Raw genomic sequence first — 20739 nt, forward strand, 5'->3', positions numbered from 1 at the left:
CACGCTTTCGTCAGACAAGACCTCACCCGCCATGACCCGAACCCCCATCGTTACCGAACTGCGCGTTGTTCCTGTCGCCGGACGCGACAGCATGTTGCTGAACCTGAGCGGCGCCCACGGCCCGTTCTTCACGCGCAATCTGGTGATCCTGAAAGACAGCGCCGGGCACACCGGCGTTGGCGAAGTCCCTGGTGGCGAATCGATTCGCAAGACCCTCGAAGATGCACGTCAGTATGTCGTTGGCCAGTCGATTGCCAATGTGCAGGCGATTCTCGGCCAGACGCGCCGCGCGTTTGCCGATCGCGACGCCGGCGGCCGAGGTCTGCAAACCTTCGATCTGCGTACGACGATTCACGCCGTCACGGCGCTCGAAGCGGCGCTGCTCGATCTGCTGGGCCAGCATCTCGAAGTGCCGGTCGCAGCGCTGCTTGGCGAAGGTCAGCAACGCACTGAAGTGGCTATGCTGGGCTATCTCTTTTTCATCGGTGACCGGCACGCGACGGACTTGCCGTATGACGACAACCGCCACGCCCGCGACGACTGGGAGCGCGTGCGCACGGAAGTGGCCATGACCCCCGACGCTGTCGTACGTCTGGCAGAAGCGGCCCATGCGCGATACGGCTTTCAGGATTTCAAACTCAAAGGCGGCGTGCTCGACGGCGACGCAGAAATCGAAGCCGTCACGGCGCTGGCGAAACGCTTTCCGCAAGCCCGCGTCACGCTCGATCCGAACGGCGCATGGTCGCTCGCCGAAGCCGTTCGCCTATGCCGCGACAAACACGACGTGCTCGCCTACGCCGAAGACCCGTGCGGCGCAGAAAACGGCTACTCGGGACGCGAGGTGATGGCGGAATTCCGGCGCGCCACCGGCCTGCCGACGGCCACCAACATGATCGCGACCGACTGGCGTCAGATGGGCCACGCGATTCAGTTGCAGTCGGTGGACATTCCGCTGGCCGACCCGCACTTCTGGACGATGCAAGGCTCGGTGCGCGTCGCGCAAATGTGTAACGACTGGGGCCTGACGTGGGGCTCGCATTCGAACAATCACTTCGATGTGTCGCTCGCCATGTTCACGCATGTGGCGGCTGCGGCACCGGGCAACATCACTGCGATCGATACGCACTGGATCTGGCAGGACGGTCAGTACCTGACGCAAAACCCGCTCCAGATCGTGAATGGCAAGGTGCAGGTGCCGTCGACACCCGGGTTGGGTGTGACGCTCGACATGGACGCCGTGGAAGCTGCTCATGCGCAATACCTTGAACACGGACTCGGCGCGCGCGATGACAGCGTGGCGATGCAGTATTTGATCCCTAACTGGAAGTTCGATCCGAAGCGTCCCTGCCTCGTGCGGTGAGGGCACTGGAGAGGGTCATCGGAAGGTGGCTGTCACGACAGGGACGCAATGCGAGCTAACTGCGCGATTTTGGAAAATCGCGCGAAACATCCGCAAGCCACTTTTTGAAGAAAATTCAGATGAATTCGCGGTAAATAACGCTCCCGGGAAACCTATCGGGAGCGCGTCAAAAACGCCGCGCCAAAGAAAAAAGCCTGTCCAACTTTCGTTGAACAGGCTTTTTATTTGGCGGAGCGGACGGGGCTCGAACCCGCGACCCCCGGCGTGACAGGCCGGTATTCTAACCAACTGAACTACCGCTCCAAACTTGCTGCGGCATCGTGACGTCAATCACTTTGCTTTCCTGCTAGTTGTCCGGCATTGCAGCATTTTCATGCGCAGATCACCGAACTTCGTAGGTTTTGGCGGAGCGGACGGGGCTCGAACCCGCGACCCCCGGCGTGACAGGCCGGTATTCTAACCAACTGAACTACCGCTCCAAAACCGACAAAAAAACCCGCCAAACTTTCAGCGGGCTTTTGCCACCGACTTCGTGGCATTTTCAAACTGACACCGACTCGCTACCGGCACCAATTCTGGCGTCCCCTAGGGGATTCGAACCCCTGTACTCACCGTGAAAGGGTGATGTCCTAGGCCTCTAGACGAAGGGGACAAAATCGTCAAAACTTTGTCTGTTTCGCGTTTGCTTCTCTTTACTGCATTTCGCGAAGAACGCTATTCTAAACAACATTTCTTCGCTTGTGAAGCTTTATTTTCAAGTTTTTTGCATCGTTTTTGCAAGAATCTTGCTCTTTCGACGCGCCCAAAAATCAAGCTTCGGAATCCGTGGTGGAGGTAAGCGGGATCGAACCGCTGACCTCTTGCATGCCATGCAAGCGCTCTCCCAGCTGAGCTATACCCCCCGAACAGAGAAATGAGATTCTAATGACAAACCCATTTCCTGTAAATACCCCTCTCGCACTTTTTCCGCATTATTTTGCCGATTCGTGCGAAAAATGAAAAACGGCGACTCCGTAGAGTCGCCGTTCTCATTCAGCGCAGCAACATGCAAGCATGCCACCTCACCGAAACCACTGCGAAGCCGGGTTGATTAGTTCAACGACCGGCCCGTCGTGGCTTACCCTTCGTGCTTGGTCACAACCGCTGCGCCAACGCGCTCTTCTTCGGTCAGTGCCTTGTGCGACAGACGCAGACGGCCCTTGTCATCCTGCTGGATCACCTTCACACGCACCGACTGACCTTCCTTCAGGTAGTCGTTGATGTTGTTGATGCGCTCGTTCAGGATTTCCGAGATGTGCAGCAGACCATCCTTGCCCGGCAGCACCGAGACAATCGCGCCGAACTCGAGCAGCTTGAGCACGGTGCCGTCGTAGACCTGACCGACTTCCACTTCCACGGTGATCAGCTCGATGCGGCGCTTGGCTTCAGCAATACCTTCAGCGCTCGGGCTGGCGATGGTAACCACGCCGTCGTCCGAGATGTCGATGCTGGTGCCCGTTTCTTCGGTCAGCGCGCGAATCACCGAACCACCCTTGCCGATCACGTCACGGATCTTTTCCGGGTTGATCTTGATGGTGACCATGCGCGGTGCGAATTCCGACAGCTCCGTACGCACGCCCGACTGGGCCTCGGTCATCTTTTCGAGAATATGCAGACGGCCTTCCTTGGCTTGCGCCAGCGCGACCTGCATGATTTCCTTCGTGATGCCCTGGATCTTGATGTCCATCTGGAGTGCGGTCACGCCGTTCGACGTACCTGCCACCTTGAAGTCCATGTCGCCCAGGTGATCTTCGTCGCCGAGAATGTCGGTCAGCACGGCAAACTTGTTGCCGTCGAGGATCAGGCCCATGGCGATACCGGCGACCGGCGAGGTCAGCGGCACACCGGCGTCCATCATGGCGAGGCTACCGCCGCACACCGATGCCATCGACGACGAACCGTTCGACTCGGTAATTTCCGACACCACGCGCACGGTGTAGCCGAAATCGTCAGCGCCCGGCAGGCAAGCCACCAGAGCACGCTTGGCCAGACGGCCGTGACCGATTTCGCGACGCTTGGGCGAACCCACGCGACCCGTTTCGCCCGTCGAGAACGGCGGGAAGTTGTAGTGCAGCATGAAGCGGTCACGGTACTCGCCTTGCAGCGCGTCGATGATCTGCTCGTCGCTCTTGGTGCCCAGCGTGGCCACCACGAGTGCCTGCGTTTCGCCACGCGTGAACAGTGCCGAACCGTGCGCACGCGGCAGCACGCCGGTGCGAATCGAGATCGGACGCACGGTGCGCGTGTCGCGGCCGTCGATACGCGGCTCGCCTGCCAGAATCTGGCTACGCACGATCTTGGCTTCCAGATCGAACAGGATGTTGCCGACTTCGATCGCGTCCGGAGCCGCTTCGCCCTTGGCAGCAGCAGCTTCGCCCAGCTTGGCCAGCACGTCGCTCGTCACGGTACGCAGTTCTTGCGTACGTGCTTGCTTTTCACGCGTTTGGTAAGCGGCGCGCAGCGAGGCGTCAGCCAGCTCGGTCACTTGTGCGATCAGGGCTTCGTTCTTGCCGGCCGGGGTCCAATCCCACTCGGCCTTGCCACCGTCACGCACCAGGTCGTGAATCGCGTTGATGGCCGTTTGCAGTTGCTCGTGACCGAACACCACAGCGCCCAGCATCACGTCTTCCGGCAGTTCCTTGGCTTCCGATTCCACCATCAGCACGGCTTGTTCCGTACCGGCGACGACCAGATCCAGTTGCGACTTGGCGATCTGCTCACGCGACGGGTTCAGCACGTACTGGCTGTCGACGTAGGCAACGCGTGCGGCACCGACCGGGCCGTTGAACGGCAGACCCGAAATGGCCAGCGCGGCCGAAGCACCGATCAGGGCCGGGATATCGGCCGGCACTTCCGGGTTCAGCGAGACAACCTGCACCACCACCTGGACTTCGTTGTAGAAGCCTTCCGGGAACAGCGGGCGGATCGGACGGTCGATCAGGCGCGACGTCAGCGTTTCGTTTTCCGACGGACGGCCTTCACGCTTGAAGAAGCCACCCGGGATCTTGCCGGCGGCGTAAGTCTTTTCAAGGTAATCGACGGTCAGCGGGAAGAAGTCCTGGCCTGCCTTGGCCTTCTTTGCGCCAACGACCGTTGCCAGAATGACGGTATCGTCCATGTCGACGAGCACAGCGCCCGACGCTTGACGAGCGATCTCACCCGTCTCCATGCGAACCGTGTTTTGGCCCCACTGGAAAGACTTGACGACTTTATTGAACATTTGCACTCCTTTATCGAATCGCGCGAATGCAGCAGCGGCGCGATATCGCTGCCGGGGTGGTCCCGACGCCGCACAGGGGGGAGTGTTATGCCATTCCAGCGTTGCTCGGCGCGTTGCCGTGCTGCTCTCTGATGCGACCCTGGAATGACACAAGCCCTGCTTGCCGACGAGGCCCCGTAACTCGGAAACCCGGTGCGAGGACCGGGCTGGCCGCCGGAAAAACATCAAAATGATGCTCGTCTGGCGTCGCCCAAAAACAAAATGCCTGCATCAGCACGCTGATACAGGCATCTCGTCGTAATCGTAATCGCTTACTTACGCAGGCCCAGCTTCTCGATCAGGGCGCGGTAGCGGTCTGCATCCTTGCCCTTGAGGTAATCGAGCAGCTTACGACGACGGCTCACCATGCGCAGCAGACCGCGGCGGCTGTGGTGATCCTTCATGTGAGCCTTGAAGTGCGGCGTCAGTTCGTTGATGCGCGTGGTCAGCAGCGCAACTTGCACTTCGGGGGAACCCGTGTCATTGGCCGTGCGGGCGAATTGCGCCACGACGTCCGACTTCTTGATTTCTGCGTTCGACATTTGCTTTCCTTGGATACAAGCGGTCACGGAAGAATGGCCGTGCCGTGAACTTACAAAAACATGCGCGACATCGCCGCGCATAAACAAAAACTGCAAGTGCGCGATTATACGGGAATTGCCATCAGGCCGCCACAATTTTCCGTGCCCCGCCCCGGCGGGCGGGCCTGACGCCTCGATTTCGGGGTGAAAAATCCGGAAATCCGCCGGACAATCGGCCCAAAATCAGTCGATTGTCGCGAAAATCGCATCAATCACCGCTGGCGCGCCATCCGGCAGGTGCTCGGCAGCGCCACCTTGCTGGCGGGCAATTCCATCACCGTCTTGAAACCGTAGCCCGAGCCCTCGTTGTCGAACTTCACGCCCGGCTCGCCGGCACGGCGCATGACCGAGACATACAGCGGCTCGATCATCTGGTGATCGTTCGGGCGCATCCACGCGTCGGCGGGCGCCTCGCGAATGCGGCGGTTCTCCAGCGCGCGGCCCACGGTCGTCACGTCGGTGGTGCCCGCCTGTTCGAGCGCGGACGCGATCATGTCGACCATCACGCTCATGCGAAGCAGCGGATAGTCGTCACGGGCCTCCGGATAGCGCGCGCGAAACGCTTTGTAGAACGCGTCCGAGGCCTCGCCGCCTACGTTCGGGTGCCACTCGGCCACCGCATACACGCGCCCCACTCCGGCGTCACCGAGGGCAGCAGGCGCGCCCAGCGCGTTGCCGTAGAACGTGTAGAACTTCAGTTCCATGCCCTGCTCACGCGCGGCTTTCACCAACAGCGTGAGATCGTTGCCCCAGCTGCCGGTCACCACGGTATCGGCACCCGCCGCGCGGATGCGCGCGAGGTACGGCGTGAAATCCTTCACGCGGCCTACCGGGCTGAACTGCTCACCCACAATCTGCACGTCGGGGCGCTTCGCCCCGATCATCTGGCGAGCCAGCCCGGCGACCTGCCGGCCGAAGCTGTAGTCCTGATTGAGCAGATAAACCTTCTGGATGCTCGGATCTTCCTTGATCGCCTCGGTCAGCGCCTGCATGCGCATGGCGGCATTCGCATCGAAGGCGAAGTGCCAGAAGCTGCATTGCTCGTTGGTGAGCGCGGTATCGACCGCCGAGTAGTTGAAGAACAGCATGCGCTGGCCCGGCTCGCGGGCGTTGCGCTTGTTGATCGCGTCGATCAGGGCCGACGCCACCGCCGAGCTGTTGCCCTGCAAGACAAAGGGAATGCCCAGATCGCCGGCTGCCTTGAGCTGCACCAGACTGTCTTCGACCGCCCCTTTGCTATCAAAAACGGTGAGTTCAAGCGGATGGGCGCCGTCGCGTAACTTCACGCCGCCGCGGGCGTTCACGCGCTCGATCGCGAAGCGCAGATTGCGCTCGACCATCGCCCCCGCATTGCCGAACGGCCCGCTCATGCCTTCGATGAGCGCGAGGCGAATCGGCGGCGCAGCGTGCGCCAGTCCAGTGGCAGCCAACAGGCCAACAGCGCAAAGGCACGGCAACAAGCGCGCCAGCAAGACGTGAAGTTTCATCGAGGCCCCAGTAACTCTCTCGGCGCGAATCATAACTGCCCGGTCCGCACCCGGCAAGCCGAGGCGCCCCACGATAAGTCACACGGCGGTATGCTAGCGACATGCCGCTGTGCGGTATTTCCGCGTCAATGCGAGGCTATTCATGACCCTGATTTCCAGAGTGTGCGCAACGCTCGCCACCACTGCGCTGGCCCTGTCGCTCACCGCCTGCTACACCCCGGCATGGCAAACCTTGTCACCGAATCTGTCGCAAGCCGACGTTCAGGCCCAGCTCGGCAAGCCGAAGGAGGTCTACCCGCTCGCCCCCGGCGTCACCCGATGGCTCTACCCGACCAAGCCGTTCGGGGAAGAAACCATTGCCGTGGACTTCGACGCACAGGGCCGCCTGCTGAAAACCACGCAGGTCCTGTCCACACCGGAGTTCAACAAGGTCGAGATCGACAAGTGGACCAAGACCGACGTGCTGCATCATTTCGGCGAGCCGGTCGAGACGTCGGCCTTTCCGCTGATGAAGCGTGAAGTCTGGACTTACCGCTTCAAGCAGGATGACGTGTGGTTCACGATGATGAATTTCTACTTCGATGTCGATGGTGTCGTGAAGACCACACAGATCAGCCCGGATCCGCTGCACGAGAAGCGCGACAACAACATGTTCTGAGCCGTTGGCTCAGGTCGCGGGCGGGCGCCACGAGATCATGCCCTGCGTGCGCGCCCGCACATCGATCGGTGCCAGACACGACGCGAGCGCTTCGTAGCCTCGCGCGCCGGGATACGGTGCAACGCTGAACGGCGGCGCGTGATTGGCCGGGCACAGAATCAGCAGTTCGTTGGGCCCGACGGCGGACAGATCGAGGATGTGTACCGAGCGCGTCATCAAGATGAGCCGCTGCGACGACATGCCCGCACGGTGGCGCAGGAAACGGATCAATGCTTCCTGCGTCGCCTGATTCAACCCCTGCTCCACCATGTCGACAACGACGACAGGAGAGGTGTGTTTCCCGTTGGCCTCGCCGGCTTCGCCAATTGCGTCAGAGGCATCCGCCACAGGGGCCACGTCGTCCCCGGCGGTGTCGTCAACATCGAGCGCCATCAGCAGTGCACGCAAGTCATCACTGGCCTCTCCGCCCTCCTCCAGCATCCATGCCGTGGCTCGCTCGACACGCGCCATGCGCGCGGCATCGTCAGCGGAAGCCCGCGCCAAAGCGGGTGCACCTTCCGGTGCGACTCGATCCAGACCAACGAACGTGGCACCCGGTATCGATTCGGCGAGTTGCAGCGCCAGCCGCGTCTTGCCGCTGCCCAACGGACCGGTCAGAAAGGTGATCGCTGGCAAGTCCTTCAATTCGAACCATTCGCCGCCCCACGGCCAAGGCAACGCGAAGCCGACGTCCAGCGGCGCCCCACCCGGCTCGTCGTGACGCTGATCGCGCAGCAGTTGTGCCAGCGCGCCGGTGGCCGGCATTCGTCCATCACGAAGCTCGGCGCGCAGCTCACGCACCCGGGCGATCTGCTGCGCCCGGGCAGCCATATCGCTCAGAAGCCTCGCTTCATGCATATCGAGCGCTCGCACCAGCGCCTGTGTATCGCCGTCCAGCACCGCCTTGACCTCCGCGACGCTCAGGCCCAGTTTGCGCAGTGCCACGATCTCCCCGGCACGCGCCATATCCGTCGCGCGGTACTGGCGATAACCGGCAGCGGTGCGCCCCGGCGCCAGCAAGCCATGTTGCTCGTAGAGGCGCAGCGCCTTGCCTGATACGCCAAGCTGTCGCGCCGCCTCGGACGCCGTGAGATTTCGATCGGAAGACACCATACATCGCTCCTTCATGGGCTAGGGATGAGCGCATGTTCGGGTCGGCCCCGGGGGCCGGGTCAAGCGAATTGAATCACGCCGCCAGAGACGACAAAGCCGCCGCCCTCGTTGCAACGAAAGCGGCGGCTTTTTCTACGGCCCGGAGGAATAAGGCGCCGGATGAAACGACAGCCAATCAACCCTGTCATTGCACCGCAGTCTCCCTTACCCGCTCACCGGCAACATTACGGCGTGAGTTGCGGGTTGAGCTTCTCGGCCTTCGAATACAGCTTGTTGAGCGCCGACAGGTAAGCCTTGGCGGACGCAGCCACGATGTCCGGATCAGTGCCGACGCCGTTCACGATACGGCCGCCCTTCGACAGACGCACGGTCACTTCGCCCTGCGACTGCGTGCCCGTGGTAATCGCGTTGACCGAGTACAACAGCTGCTCGGCACCGCTTTGCACCTGCGATTCAATGGCGTTAAGCACCGCATCGACCGGGCCGTTGCCCTCGGACTCGCCCACCAGTTCCTTGCCCTGCGCCGTGAACACCACGCGCGCGCTCGGGCGCTCGCCGGTCTCGGAGTGCTGCGCCATCGAGACCAGATAGAAGTGCTCGCCGCTCTCCGCCTGCGCTTCGTTCGAGACGATGGCCAGAATGTCTTCGTCGAAGATTTCCGACTTCTGATCGGCCAGTTCCTTGAAGCGGGCGAACGCGGCGTTCACGTCCTGCTCCGACTCCATCTCGATGCCCAGTTCCTGCAAGCGTTGCTTAAACGCGTTGCGGCCCGAGAGCTTGCCCAGCACGATCTTGTTCGCGGTCCAGCCCACATCTTCCGCACGCATGATTTCGTAGGTGTCGCGCGCCTTGAGCACGCCGTCCTGATGGATGCCCGACGCGTGCGCGAAGGCGTTGGCGCCGACCACGGCCTTGTTCGGCTGCACGTTGAAACCGGTGATCTGCGACACCAGCTTCGACGCCGGCACGATCTGCGTCGTGTCGATGCCCAGTTCCAGACCGAAGTAGTCCTTGCGCGTCTTGAGCGCCATGACCACTTCTTCGAGCGACGTATTGCCCGCGCGCTCGCCCAGACCGTTGATCGTGCACTCGATCTGGCGCGCGCCGCCCAACTGCACGCCCGCCAGCGAGTTCGCCACAGCCATGCCCAAGTCGTTGTGGCAGTGCACCGACCAGACGGCCTTGTCCGAGTTCGGCACGCGCTCGCGCAGCGTACGCACGAGCTGACCGTAGAGTTCCGGCACGCCGTAGCCGACCGTGTCGGCCACGTTGATGGTCGTGGCGCCTTCGTCGATCACGGCTTCGAGCACGCGGCAGAGGAAGTCCAGATCCGAGCGGCTGCCGTCTTCCGGCGAGAATTCGATGTTGTCGGTGAACTGGCGCGCAAAGCGCACGGCAAGCTTGGCCTGCTCGAACACCTGATCGGGCGTCATGCGCAGCTTCTTCTCCATGTGCAGCGGGGAAGTGGCGATGAACGTGTGGATACGCGAGGAGTTGGCCCCCTTGAGCGCCTCGGCGGCACGGGCGATATCACGGTCGTTGGCGCGCGCCAGCGAGCACACCGTGCTGTCCTTGACGATACCGGCGATTGCCTTGATCGACTCGAAGTCGCCGTTCGAGCTGGCCGCGAAGCCGGCTTCGATGACGTCAACGCGCAGACGCTCCAGTTGGCGGGCGATACGAATCTTCTCGTCGCGCGTCATCGAGGCGCCGGGCGACTGTTCGCCGTCGCGCAAGGTCGTGTCGAAAATGATCAGCTTGTCAGCCATGACTTACTCCTGTGGGGATCTCGTAGGGTTTGGTTTGTTCTTGGCGTCTTGTCGTCACGCTTGCCCGGGTGGCAAGCGGCGCGCGCGGGCGGGGCCGGTCGGGAGACGGCGGGCTGCGTGGCGATAGCGGTGCGAAATCATTGCCCAAAAAAACGGCCCGGTCAATTCACAATTGCCGGGCCGTTTTGTCTCAACAGGAGACGAATACCACCATGTCAGGCCGGCGGAATGCGCAGCACCTGCCCCGGGTAGATCTTGTCCGGGCTGGAGAGCATCGGCTTGTTCGCCTCGAAGATGACGTTGTACTTGTTGGCATCCCCGTAGACCTTCTTCGAGATGGCTGAGAGCGTGTCGCCACTCTCGACGGTGTGATAAGTCGCCTCGGCAGACGCCGTCGACACCGACATCTTGTCGTCGACCTGGGCAACCCCCTTCACGTTGCCGCAGCAAAGCAGAATCTTTTCCTTGGTCGCCTGATCGGCTGCCACGCCGAAGACCGTCACGGTGCGCGATGCGCCGTCGAAGGTCACGGTGAGTCCCGTGGCATCAAGGTTCTGCGTCTTGATGTAGTTCTCGATGGCCTCGGCGGCCGTCCGGTTGGCGGCGTCCGCATCGGGGCCCGGCGGGGGCGGCTCGGCGGCTTGCGCCTTGCTGCCCAACAGTGCCTGACCAGCTTCCTTCACGAAGTCCAGAATGCCCATGATTTCTCCTTCGTCACGTAGAACTACGGAAACGGCGCCGAACCGGGGCCCGGTCAAATTGACCGGGAGGTGTCCGCGCCGAGGGGGTAATTCGGAGCCTGCGCTCGCAAGACAACAAGTCACTAGACTACAGCATCGCCACACAGGTTCACCTGACAATACTGACAGGCAGATGTGACAAGGGGCGCCCTTGGACGCCCCTTATGTGATTCAACCGCGCTTTTACTCGTCCACCTCGCCGAAGATCCGCTGGCGGCGGCCCTTCACGAAGCGGATGACCCACAGCACGTAGCCCGAAATGCTGTACAGGCAGAACATGCCGAACAGCACCAGCGGCGGGTCGGACGACACCAGAATGAAGCCGACCATGAACAGCAGCACCACCCCGAACGACACGCGCTGACGCACGTCGAGCGCCTTGCCGCTGTAGAACGGTGCGTTCGAGACCATCGACATCCCGGCGTAGATCGTCAGACCGAACGCCACCCAGGGCATCCAGAACACGTTCACGGGCAGTTTGTTGTCGATCGTGATCCAGACAAACCCGGCGATGAGCGCCGCCGCCGCCGGACTGGCCAACCCTTGGAAGAAGCGCTTGTCGACCACGCCGATGTTCGCGTTAAAGCGCGCCAGACGCAGTGCCGCACCGGCCACATAGACGAAGGCTGCCAGCCAGCCCCACTTGCCGATCTCGTGGAGAATCCATTCGTACATGACCAGCGCCGGCGCCACGCCGAACGACGTCATGTCGGAAAGCGAATCGTATTGCTCGCCAAACGCGCTCTGGGTATTGGTCATGCGGGCCACGCGCCCGTCCATGCCGTCGAGCACCATGGCGAAAAAGATGGCGATGGCGGCCTGTTCGAAACGGTCGTTCATGGCCTGCACGATGGCAAAGAAGCCACAGAACAGCGCCGCCGTCGTAAAGGCGTTCGGCAACAGGTAAATACCGCGGCTGCGCGGGCGTACCGGCAGCTCTTCGTCCACAACCTGGTCGTGGTCTTCGTTCATCGATGCGTCCGCGGAAGGGTTTTTATGACGGCCAAACGGCGAAAGGTGTCTGACATTGTTGCGTAAGCGGCCGCGATGGTTTTCCGGCATCTGAACCTCCTTGACGATGCTAAAGGCTGCGGGCAGGGGCCTGATCACCCCATTGCGCGACGGATCACCGCTATTGGAACGCGAGAAGCGAAAGCAGTTGCAGACCGCGGCAGGGTGACGCACCCCATTTCACAAAAAGTGGCGTCGCCCCGCACGGCCCGACGGGTTCAAACCGTGTCGATCACAGCTCGGCGAGGATCGTCGACGTGGCCGACACCTTGTCGCCGATGGCCACGCGCGGACGCGAGCCCAGCGGCAGGTACACATCGACACGCGAACCGAAACGGATGAAACCGTAACGCTGGCCACGCGTGAGCGTCTCGCCCGGCTTCACGTAGCAGAGAATGCGGCGCGCGATCAGGCCGGCGACCTGCACGCTCGTGACGATCTGACCGCCCACGTCGATCACCAGCGCATTGCGCTCGTTCTCAAGCGATGCCTTGTCGAGATCGGCGTTGAAGAAACGCCCCGGGAAATATTCCACCTTGGTCACCGTGCCGTCAACCGGGGCACGATTCGAGTGAACGTTGAAAACATTCATGAACACGCTGATCTTCAGCGCTTCACGGCCTGCATAGGGGTCCTGCGTGGTTTCGATGGCGACGATGCGGCCGTCGGCCGGCGAAAGCACGGCGCCTGCCTGCTGCGGCACCTGACGCGGCGGATCGCGGAAGAATTGCAGCACGAACAGGGCGATCACCCAGAACGGCGCGGCCCACAACACGCCTGCCAGAAAGTGCACGACAAGCGCGACGGCGACGGCGATGCCCAGGAAGGGCCAGCCCTCGCGGGCGATGATCGGGTGAGGATAATTCATGCGATTGACTCGCGTCCTTGGGAAAACGGTTGAGTGAGCGGGTCGGCCTGCTTTGGGCCAAACCGTGGCGTGGCGGCATTGTAGCAATGCGCGGGACGAGACGACACTTTTTCGCCATCTGACACGCTCGCGTCACAAAAAAAACCGCCCGCCGGGCCGCGGCGGAGGCCACGGCACGGCGGACGGCTGATACTGCTTGAACCGTTACGTCGTGGTTCGTGCTTAGTTCTTCGACTGGTCGACCAGCTTGTTCTTGGCGATCCACGGCATCATCGCGCGCAGCTTGCCGCCAACTTGCTCGATCTGGTGCTCGGCCGTGATACGGCGACGCGAGATCAGGGTCGGGGCGCCAGCCTTGTTTTCCAGGATGAACGACTTGGCGTATTCGCCGGTCTGGATGTCCGTCAGGCACTGCTTCATCGCCTTCTTCGTCTCTTCCGTCACGACGCGCGGGCCGGTGACGTACTCGCCGTACTCGGCGTTGTTCGAGATCGAGTAGTTCATGTTGGCGATGCCGCCTTCATAGATCAGGTCGACGATCAGCTTGAGTTCGTGCAGGCACTCGAAGTACGCCATTTCCGGCGCGTAGCCGGCTTCCACCAGCGTTTCGAAACCGGCCTTGATCAGCTCGACGGTACCGCCGCACAGCACGGCTTGTTCGCCGAACAGGTCGGTTTCCGTTTCTTCGCGGAAGTTCGTTTCGATGATGCCGGCACGGCCGCCGCCGTTAGCCGCTGCGTACGACAAAGCGATGTCGCGAGCGGCGCCCGACTTGTCTTGTGCCACGGCGATCAGGTGCGGCACGCCGCCACCTTGCGAGTACGTCGAGCGCACCGTGTGGCCCGGAGCCTTCGGGGCGATCATGATGACGTCCAGGTCAGCGCGCGGGATCACGCAGCCGTAGTGAACGTTGAAGCCGTGTGCGAAGGCCAGGGCAGCGCCTTGCTTGATGTTTTCGTGCACTTCGTTCTTGTACACGTCGCCGATTTGCTCGTCCGGCAGCAGCATCATGACGATGTCAGCCGACTTCACGGCTTCTGCCACTTCTTGCGTGTTCAGGCCGGCGTTGACCGCCTTGTTCCACGAAGCGCCGTTCTTGCGCAGACCGACCGTCACGTTCACGCCGCTGTCCTTCAGGTTCTGTGCGTGGGCATGGCCTTGCGAGCCGTAACCGATGATCGTGACTTGCTTGCCCTTGATGAGGGAGAGGTCGGCGTCTTTGTCGTAGAAAACTTTCATTTTGAAATTGTCCCGTATTACTAAAATTAAACTGAAATCAGAATGGATCGAAATCCGCTTACCGCGTTGCCGTTACCGGTCAGACCTTCAGGATGCGCTCACCGCGACCAATTCCCGAGCCGCCGGTACGTACCGTCTCAAGAATCGCCGTGCGATCGAGCCCTTCGATGAACGCGTCGAGTTTCGACGAGTTGCCCGTGAGTTCGATCGTGTAGGTCTTTTCAGTTACGTCAATGATGCGGCCGCGGAAAATATCCGACATCCGCTTCATCTCTTCGCGCTCCTTGCCCACGGCGCGCACCTTGATGAGCATCAGCTCACGCTCGATATGTGCGCCTTCGGTCAGATCGACCACCTTCACCACTTCGATCAGCCGGTTCAGGTGCTTGGTGATCTGCTCGATGACATCGTCGGAGCCCGTCGTGACCACCGTCATGCGCGAGAGCGAACGATCTTCGGTCGGCGCGACGGTCAAGGTCTCGATATTGTAGCCACGTGCGGAGAAGAGGCCGACAACGCGCGACAGCGCGCCCGGCTCGTTCTCGAGCAAAACAGAAATAATGTGCCTCATGGTGTATCCCGGATTGTCCAATTTTGTGGGTTCGCTGCGCCCGTGCGCCGGCCTGGGCCGTTCGCACTGCGGCGCGCACGCGCCTTGTTACAGATCTTCCGAACCCAGCAGCATCTCGCTGATGCCCTTGCCGGCCTGAACCATCGGCCAGACGTTCTCGGTGGGATCCGTTTGGAAATCCATGAATACCGTGCGGTCCTTCAGGCGCAACGCTTCGCGCAGTGCCGGCTCGACGTCCGACGACTTCTCGATGCGCATGCCCACGTGACCGTAGGCCTCGGCGAGCTTCACGAAGTCAGGCAGCGCATCCATGTACGAACTGGAATAACGCTTGCTGTATTCGATCTGCTGCCACTGACGAACCATGCCCAGATAGCGGTTGTTGAGCGACAGAATCTTGATCGGCGTGCGGTATTGCAGGCACGTCGAGAGCTCCTGAATGCACATCTGGATCGAGCCTTCGCCGGTAATACAGGCGACTTCAGCATCCGGATGCGCCATCTTCACGCCCATGGCGGCCGGCAGGCCGAAGCCCATCGTGCCCAGACCACCGGAGTTGATCCAGCGGCGCGGCTTGTTGAACCGGTAGTACTGCGCGGCCCACATCTGGTGCTGCCCCACGTCCGAGCAGACGAAGGCGTCGCCTTCCGTGAGCTTCCAGTAGGTTTCGACCACATGTTGCGGCTTGATGATTTCGCTCTCGCGATCGAACGCGAGGCAGTCGCGCGAGCGCCATTCCTCGATCTGCTTCCACCAGTCGGCCAGGGCCCCGGTGTCCGGGCCATGTTCGGCCGTTTGCAGGTTTTCGATCATTTCGCGCAGCACTTCCTTCACGTCGCCGACGATCGGGATATCGACCTTCACACGCTTCGAAATCGACGACGGGTCGATATCGATGTGAATGATCTTGCGAGCCGTCGAGGTGAAGTGTTCCGGGTTACCGATCACACGGTCGTCGAAGCGCGCACCGATGGCGATGAGCACGTCGCAGTGCTGCATGGCCATGTTGGCTTCGTACGTGCCGTGCATGCCCAGCATGCCGAGGAACTTGGGATCGCTCGCGCGATACCCGCCCAGGCCCATGAGCGTGTTGGTCACCGGGTAGCCGAGCAGGTCGCAGAACTGGTTCAGTTCCTTCGATGCATCGGCGAGGATGATGCCGCCGCCGGTATAGATATAGGGACGCTTGGCCGAGAGCAGCAGGCTCATCGCCTTGCGGATCTGACCCGAGTGGCCCTTCGTGACCGGGTTGTATGAGCGCAGCGACACCGACTTCGGATACTCGAAGCGGCAGCGTGCCTTCGACACGTCCTTCGGAATATCGATCAGCACCGGGCCGGGACGGCCGGTCTTGGCGATATAGAAGGCTTTTTTGATGGTGGCGGCGAGGTCGCGCACGTCCTTCACGAGGAAGTTGTGCTTGACGCACGGACGGGTAATACCGACCGTGTCGCATTCCTGGAAGGCGTCCAGACCGATGGCGGCCGTGGGCACCTGCCCGGTAATGATCACGAGCGGGATCGAATCCATGTACGCCGTGGCAATGCCGGTGACCGCATTGGTCACGCCGGGGCCAGACGTCACGAGGCACACGCCGACTTTGTCGGTGGAACGCGAATAAGCGTCGGCCGCATGCACGGCAGCTTGCTCATGGCGAACCAGGATGTGCTGGATCTTGTCCTGCTTGTAGAGTTCGTCGTAGATGTAGAGCACCGAACCACCGGGGTAACCCCACAGATGTTCGACACCCTCTTCCTGAAGCGAGCGCACGAGAATCTCGGCGCCAATCATGTCTTCGGAAGTGTTTTGATGGCGAGTTGCTTCCGCCTCGGAGAATTCCGCGCTTGGCATGTTCATTGTCGACCTTTCAAAGTTTCGGCAAAAATTTTGATCGGGTGCTCTCCCCGCGAACTTATGGTCCGGGCTCAAGCTGCGCGTCTGAATGATGGACACACCTTTTAAGCGTGCCGATATTGAGACAATCACAGATATTGCGAACTGGCAAATTTACTGGTTTGCAGCAAAATGGTCAAGCGGGTTTATGCATTTGCAGCATGATTGCAAAGTCCGCTTCGCAACATTCCCACACCATGCGCTATTGCGCCCCATGCTGGTGCACAATCCTTACACGATAGGAAGCCTTTCGGCTCATTACGTGTGGCAATGAAGCACACGCGGTGAAAAGCGGTTACATGGGCGCGCGTTTTTGGTAGCATCCGCACCGACTACGCGATCTTTACGTAATCTTTACGCTTACACGGCATTTCAAAGGCGCAGCGGGCAACGCTGCGTGCACCCCACCGGATGGCATCTGACAAGGAACTGGCGGATTTTCTCGCGGGCATCGAACGGCGCGCCTTCAAGCAGGCCGTCTATGCCGTTCGTGACGACGAGGCCGCCCTCGATATCGTTCAGGATGCGATGATCCGCCTCGCCGAGAAGTACGGCGACAAGCCGCCGGCCGACCTGCCGCTGCTCTTCACGCGCATTCTGCAAAACACGATTCACGACTATTTCCGGCGTCAAAAGGTGCGCAACACCTGGGTGACGCTATTCTCGAATCTCGGGGGCGCCGCCGACGACGACCGCGACGATTACGATCCGCTGGAAACCTTGCTCTCCCAAGATGGGTCAGTACAGACCGAGAGCAGCGAGGACCAGGTTTCACGGGCGGAAATCCTCTCCATTATTGAATCCGAGATACAGAAGCTACCTGCACGTCAACGAGAAGCCTTCCTCATGCGTTACTGGGAGGACATGGACGTTGCCGAGACCGCTGCCACGATGGGGTGCTCGGAAGGCAGCGTCAAGACGCACTGCTCACGCGCCACACACGCGCTGGCGGCAGCGTTGAAGGCAAAAGGGATCAGGTTATGAGTCACGATCTGGAAACGAGGGAAATTCGCTTCGCACATCGCGTGCGACTGCTGCTTGACGAAGCATCCGACGCACCGTCGCCGAACATCGCGGCCCGGTTGGCGGCTGCACGTCAGGAAGCGCTTGCGCGCAAGAAGCCCGAACCGGTGGCCGTTGTGCAACCGGCGCTGGTGCTCGCAGGTGTCGGTGCCGTGGGAGGTACGCCGGAAATCGGCGGGCCGCGCCGCGCATTCGACAAACTGGGCCGTCTGGGCTTGCTCTGGCCGCTCGCCGCATTGGTGATCGGTCTGGCAGGTATCGCCTACTGGGAACATCAGCAACACATTCAGGACCTTGCGGACATCGATGCCGCAGTACTCAGCGACGAACTGCCGCTGTCGGCTTACGCCGATCACGGTTTCAACGCCTATCTGAAGCGTGCCCAGTAGTCCCACCCTCCAAGACCGCCCTGTGACGCGACGCAACGTACTTTTTCTGGTCGCCGCGCTTATCGTGGCCGCGCTCGCCGGCACGGCAGCGCTGCGCCGCTCGCAAGCCCCTGAGCCGATCTCCGACGCACCGCCGGTCATCGCCGATGCCGGCGCCTCGGGTGCATTGGGCGCCTCGGCAACGCCGGGCGTGCCCGGTGCCGCCAGCGCCGCCGTAGGCAGCCTCTCGGGCGCCACTGCCAGTGCCCCGGCAGCCGCCCTGCCGTCGCCCGGCGGTTACTGGGCCAAACTCACCCCCGCCCAGCGTGAAGCCCTGTCGCCGCTCGCGCAGGACTGGAATCGCATGAGCGATCGCCAGCGCGAGAAGTGGGTCGAAATCGCCAAACGCTTCGATACGCTCTCGCCCGAAGGCCGCAAGCGCCTGCACGACCGCATGGCCGACTGGGTCCGCCTGACGCCCGAGCAGCGCCAACTGGCACGCGAGAGCTATCAGAACGCCAAGACATTGCCGCCTGACCGTAAGGCGCAGGTCTGGCAGCAGTATCAGCAACTCACCGACGATCAGAAGAAGCGCCTGGCCGCGGACGACAAGAAGCAGTCCAACCGTCCCAACGTGGTAAGCGCGCCGCCGTCGGGCCGCACAGGCGTCAAGAATCCATACGCCGCGGTGCATCGCAAGGATGCCGGCACCACGGGCAAGAACGGCGCCCTGCCGGTACCGGGCCCGTCCATGCCGGGCGGTGCATCGTCACCGGCGGCCGCACCCGGCACGGGCCAGAGCGCCTCGGCCGCCGCCGCAGGTGGCACCGCTGCCGCCGCCAGTGCTGCGACAGCCAACGGCAATTCGGTCAACGACCGCGGCGACGCTGTCTTCAACTCGGATCTGTACCACCACAATTGATCGCTTGGCCTTGCCAACGCGTCATCAGACGGCCGCCTCCGGGCGGCCGTTTTGCATTGGGCCGCCCGCTCGAATTGCCCGTTGGCTGGCCCATCGCCGTAATCTTCCGCATAATGGGCGACGCATTGCCCAGTGCGGGCGCGCCGCAACCGGCGCACCCGACTATAAGACCTCAGACCACGCTGCGATGACCGACTCCGCCACGACCCGCGATCCCTCGTCCGCCTCACCCTCCACTGCCCAGTCACGCCCCGGGTCGGCCATGCCCGCGCCTGATGGCGGCAGCTACGCCGTGCCGACGCTGCGCCGTCGCCTGTTGTCGATGGTCTACGAGTCGCTGCTGCTCTTCGGCGTGTTGTTTCTCGCGGGCTACCTGTTCAGCGCACTGACCCAGCAGCACAGCGGGCTGATGTACCGCCACGCGATGCAGGCGTGGCTGTTCCTCGTGCTGGGGGCCTATTTCGTATGGTTCTGGACGCATGGCGGACAGACGCTCGCCATGAAGACATGGAAGATTCGCGTGGTCGATGCCCACGGCCAACCGCTCGGCTTCGGTCGCGCGATTGCGCGCTACGTGCTCGCGTGGCTCTGGGTTCTGCCTGCAATGGCGCTCGACTGGACGCTGGGCCTGACCGGCTGGAACAGCGTTGCGCTGCTCAGTGGCTGGATCGTGCTCTGGGCGCTGGCCATGCGCGTCATGCCCGATCATCAATTCGTGCATGACCGCCTCGCGGGCACGCGTCTCGTGAGCGTACTGGGCAAATGAGTCCACCGCGCGACGCTGGCCCCTCGGGTCCATCCGGCACCACCGGGGCAGTCCGCCCCTATCGCGCATCGCGCCCGCACGTCATCTTCGGCGGCGTCGAGGTTCTGCTTTCGCTCGTCGTCGCCATCGCCACATGGGCCACGTGGCACAGCCCATGGACCACGCTTCTGTGGACACTGCTCTGGCTGCCGGTGTCGCATGCCGTCGGCCTCGCGGCGGGCTTCACCATGGCGGCCAACGCCGATCCCACGCCGGAGCGGCGCACGAGCGGGGGCACGAACATCGCCGTCTGGGCGTACGAGTGCGCGGCCTCGATCCTGCTGCTCGACATCTACCAGCCTTGGCGCAGCACCGCCCCCACGGCCTCGCCGACCGGTCCGGCCCGCCCGGTCGCCGTGTTGCTGCTGCACGGCTACGGCTGCAATCGCGCTTTCTGGCTGCGCTTCTCGCACCATCTGGCCGATGCGGGATATCACAACGACGCGATCAATCTCGGGCCGATATTCGGTGACATCGACGACTACGCCGAGGCCATCGCCAACGCCACCCAAGCCTTGGCCGAACGCACCCGTCTGCCGGTCGTGCTGGTCGGACACAGCATGGGCGGTATTGCGGCACGCGCCTGTCTGCGCCGCTTCCCGACACTGCCCGTCATCCACACCGTCACGCTGGGCTCGCCGCATTTCGGCACGCTGCACGCCCGTCACGGCATCGGACGCAACGTGCACCAGATGGGTCTCGGCAGCGAATGGCTGGTCGCCCTTGCCAACGGCGAAAGCGACGCCGAGCGCACGCGCATCACATCGATTTACACGTATCACGACAATGTCGTGTATCCCGTGCGCACTTCCGTATTACCGGGCGCCCGCAACATCGCACTCGACAAGCTCGGCCACGTGTCGCTCGGCACCCATCCGCGGGCGCGGGCGCTCGTGCTGGAAACCCTCGAACGTGTCGCGCAAGGCCTTCGCCACGGGGCTTGAGGCCGCTCGTCGGCAACCTCGCCCAGCACGCAGCGCCGATCTCGCATGCC

The 20739-nt window shown here is 62.2% G+C and carries 18 protein-coding genes and 4 tRNA genes; 7 read left to right on the plus strand and 15 right to left on the minus strand.

The annotated features are described in order from the left end of the window. Positions 1-31: 31 nt before the first annotated feature. Entirely contained in the window at positions 32-1360 is a 1329-nt protein-coding gene (gene gudD / locus CDV46_RS21000; RefSeq protein WP_441339348.1) for a glucarate dehydratase, read from the plus strand. 226 nt (positions 1361-1586) lie between these two features. On the opposite strand, the gene CDV46_RS21005 is transcribed toward gudD, so the two are convergent. From CDV46_RS21005 to CDV46_RS21035, 7 genes are all read right to left on the minus strand, one after another. Continuing rightward, positions 1587-1663: transfer RNA gene (locus CDV46_RS21005), tRNA-Asp, on the minus strand. A gap of 99 nt (positions 1664-1762) precedes the next feature. Continuing rightward, positions 1763-1839 (minus strand) — tRNA-Asp (locus CDV46_RS21010). Positions 1840-1936: 97 nt separating this feature from the next. Then, positions 1937-2012, minus strand: a tRNA-Glu gene (locus tag CDV46_RS21015). Between the two features lie 174 nt (positions 2013-2186). Continuing rightward, a tRNA-Ala gene (locus tag CDV46_RS21020) sits at positions 2187-2262 on the minus strand. Positions 2263-2477: 215 nt separating this feature from the next. Continuing rightward, positions 2478-4625 carry a polyribonucleotide nucleotidyltransferase gene (pnp, locus tag CDV46_RS21025; protein ID WP_058378143.1) on the minus strand — a complete coding sequence of 716 codons (2148 nt, stop codon included), beginning with the start codon at positions 4623-4625 and terminating at the stop codon, positions 2478-2480. A gap of 305 nt (positions 4626-4930) precedes the next feature. Next, positions 4931-5200: a 30S ribosomal protein S15 gene (gene rpsO / locus CDV46_RS21030; RefSeq protein ID WP_087687021.1), complete on the minus strand. Its 270-nt coding sequence runs from the start codon at positions 5198-5200 to the stop codon at positions 4931-4933. 251 nt (positions 5201-5451) lie between these two features. Next, entirely contained in the window at positions 5452-6726 is a 1275-nt protein-coding gene (locus CDV46_RS21035) for a branched-chain amino acid ABC transporter substrate-binding protein (protein WP_087687020.1), read from the minus strand. Positions 6727-6868: 142 nt separating this feature from the next. On the opposite strand from CDV46_RS21035, the gene CDV46_RS21040 reads away from it, so the two are divergent. Next, positions 6869-7384: a hypothetical protein gene (locus CDV46_RS21040; protein ID WP_058378140.1), complete on the plus strand. Its 516-nt coding sequence runs from the start codon at positions 6869-6871 to the stop codon at positions 7382-7384. Between the two features lie 9 nt (positions 7385-7393). On the opposite strand, the gene CDV46_RS21045 is transcribed toward CDV46_RS21040, so the two are convergent. The 8 genes from CDV46_RS21045 to CDV46_RS21080 form a co-directional block, all read right to left on the minus strand. Then, a complete protein-coding gene (locus CDV46_RS21045; protein WP_087724747.1) occupies positions 7394-8536 on the minus strand; it encodes a MerR family transcriptional regulator in 1143 nt (380 codons plus the stop codon). 224 nt (positions 8537-8760) lie between these two features. Then, on the minus strand, positions 8761-10305 hold the full coding sequence (locus CDV46_RS21050) for a 2-isopropylmalate synthase (RefSeq protein WP_058378138.1): 1545 nt from the start codon (positions 10303-10305) through the stop codon (positions 8761-8763). Between the two features lie 215 nt (positions 10306-10520). Next, complete coding sequence (gene lysM / locus CDV46_RS21055; protein ID WP_058378137.1) at positions 10521-11006, minus strand: peptidoglycan-binding protein LysM; 486 nt, start codon at positions 11004-11006, stop codon at positions 10521-10523. A gap of 222 nt (positions 11007-11228) precedes the next feature. Continuing rightward, positions 11229-12107 (minus strand): CDP-alcohol phosphatidyltransferase family protein, encoded by an 879-nt coding sequence (locus CDV46_RS21060; RefSeq protein WP_058378136.1) that lies wholly within the window; start codon positions 12105-12107, stop codon positions 11229-11231. A 181-nt stretch (positions 12108-12288) separates the two neighbouring features. Beyond that, a complete protein-coding gene (locus tag CDV46_RS21065; RefSeq protein WP_058378135.1) occupies positions 12289-12924 on the minus strand; it encodes a phosphatidylserine decarboxylase in 636 nt (211 codons plus the stop codon). A 222-nt stretch (positions 12925-13146) separates the two neighbouring features. Then, on the minus strand, positions 13147-14163 hold the full coding sequence (gene ilvC / locus CDV46_RS21070; protein WP_058378134.1) for a ketol-acid reductoisomerase: 1017 nt from the start codon (positions 14161-14163) through the stop codon (positions 13147-13149). Between the two features lie 79 nt (positions 14164-14242). Continuing rightward, on the minus strand, positions 14243-14734 hold the full coding sequence (ilvN, locus tag CDV46_RS21075) for an acetolactate synthase small subunit (protein ID WP_023595471.1): 492 nt from the start codon (positions 14732-14734) through the stop codon (positions 14243-14245). Between the two features lie 87 nt (positions 14735-14821). Beyond that, positions 14822-16591 carry an acetolactate synthase 3 catalytic subunit gene (locus CDV46_RS21080; protein ID WP_058378133.1) on the minus strand — a complete coding sequence of 590 codons (1770 nt, stop codon included), beginning with the start codon at positions 16589-16591 and terminating at the stop codon, positions 14822-14824. 447 nt (positions 16592-17038) lie between these two features. On the opposite strand from CDV46_RS21080, the gene CDV46_RS21085 reads away from it, so the two are divergent. From CDV46_RS21085 to CDV46_RS21105, 5 genes are all read left to right on the plus strand, one after another. Then, entirely contained in the window at positions 17039-17611 is a 573-nt protein-coding gene (locus CDV46_RS21085) for an RNA polymerase sigma factor (RefSeq protein WP_058378132.1), read from the plus strand. Further along, complete coding sequence (locus CDV46_RS21090; protein ID WP_058378131.1) at positions 17608-18039, plus strand: DUF3619 family protein; 432 nt, start codon at positions 17608-17610, stop codon at positions 18037-18039. Before CDV46_RS21085 ends, CDV46_RS21090 begins: the two co-directional genes overlap by 4 nt. Positions 18040-18061: 22 nt before the next feature. Then, positions 18062-18940: a DUF3106 domain-containing protein gene (locus CDV46_RS21095; RefSeq protein ID WP_176399143.1), complete on the plus strand. Its 879-nt coding sequence runs from the start codon at positions 18062-18064 to the stop codon at positions 18938-18940. A gap of 262 nt (positions 18941-19202) precedes the next feature. Beyond that, positions 19203-19706 carry an RDD family protein gene (locus tag CDV46_RS21100; RefSeq protein WP_087687016.1) on the plus strand — a complete coding sequence of 168 codons (504 nt, stop codon included), beginning with the start codon at positions 19203-19205 and terminating at the stop codon, positions 19704-19706. Further along, on the plus strand, positions 19703-20689 hold the full coding sequence (locus tag CDV46_RS21105; RefSeq protein ID WP_087687015.1) for an esterase/lipase family protein: 987 nt from the start codon (positions 19703-19705) through the stop codon (positions 20687-20689). The genes CDV46_RS21100 and CDV46_RS21105 overlap by 4 nt, the downstream gene beginning before the upstream one ends. Positions 20690-20739 lie beyond the last annotated feature (50 nt).

Origin of the sequence: Pandoraea sp. PE-S2T-3, assembly GCF_002179965.1 — a bacterium.
GTDB lineage: Bacteria > Pseudomonadota > Gammaproteobacteria > Burkholderiales > Burkholderiaceae > Pandoraea.

Bases quoted from the DNA above. Each gene is read 5' to 3' on its own strand.
- gudD (WP_441339348.1), top strand. From the start codon at position 32: ATGACCCGAACCCCCATCGTTACCGAACTGCGCGTTGTTCCTGTCGCC.
- rpsO (WP_087687021.1), bottom strand. From the start codon at position 5,200: ATGTCGAACGCAGAAATCAAGAAGTCGGACGTCGTGGCGCAATTCGCC.
- CDV46_RS21035 (WP_087687020.1), bottom strand. From the start codon at position 6,726: ATGAAACTTCACGTCTTGCTGGCGCGCTTGTTGCCGTGCCTTTGCGCT.
- CDV46_RS21040 (WP_058378140.1), top strand. From the start codon at position 6,869: ATGACCCTGATTTCCAGAGTGTGCGCAACGCTCGCCACCACTGCGCTG.
- CDV46_RS21045 (WP_087724747.1), bottom strand. From the start codon at position 8,536: ATGGTGTCTTCCGATCGAAATCTCACGGCGTCCGAGGCGGCGCGACAG.
- CDV46_RS21050 (WP_058378138.1), bottom strand. From the start codon at position 10,305: ATGGCTGACAAGCTGATCATTTTCGACACGACCTTGCGCGACGGCGAA.
- lysM (WP_058378137.1), bottom strand. From the start codon at position 11,006: ATGGGCATTCTGGACTTCGTGAAGGAAGCTGGTCAGGCACTGTTGGGC.
- CDV46_RS21060 (WP_058378136.1), bottom strand. From the start codon at position 12,107: ATGCCGGAAAACCATCGCGGCCGCTTACGCAACAATGTCAGACACCTT.
- CDV46_RS21065 (WP_058378135.1), bottom strand. From the start codon at position 12,924: ATGAATTATCCTCACCCGATCATCGCCCGCGAGGGCTGGCCCTTCCTG.
- ilvC (WP_058378134.1), bottom strand. From the start codon at position 14,163: ATGAAAGTTTTCTACGACAAAGACGCCGACCTCTCCCTCATCAAGGGC.
- ilvN (WP_023595471.1), bottom strand. From the start codon at position 14,734: ATGAGGCACATTATTTCTGTTTTGCTCGAGAACGAGCCGGGCGCGCTG.
- CDV46_RS21080 (WP_058378133.1), bottom strand. From the start codon at position 16,591: ATGAACATGCCAAGCGCGGAATTCTCCGAGGCGGAAGCAACTCGCCAT.
- CDV46_RS21085 (WP_058378132.1), top strand. From the start codon at position 17,039: ATGGCATCTGACAAGGAACTGGCGGATTTTCTCGCGGGCATCGAACGG.
- CDV46_RS21090 (WP_058378131.1), top strand. From the start codon at position 17,608: ATGAGTCACGATCTGGAAACGAGGGAAATTCGCTTCGCACATCGCGTG.
- CDV46_RS21100 (WP_087687016.1), top strand. From the start codon at position 19,203: ATGCCCGCGCCTGATGGCGGCAGCTACGCCGTGCCGACGCTGCGCCGT.
- CDV46_RS21105 (WP_087687015.1), top strand. From the start codon at position 19,703: ATGAGTCCACCGCGCGACGCTGGCCCCTCGGGTCCATCCGGCACCACC.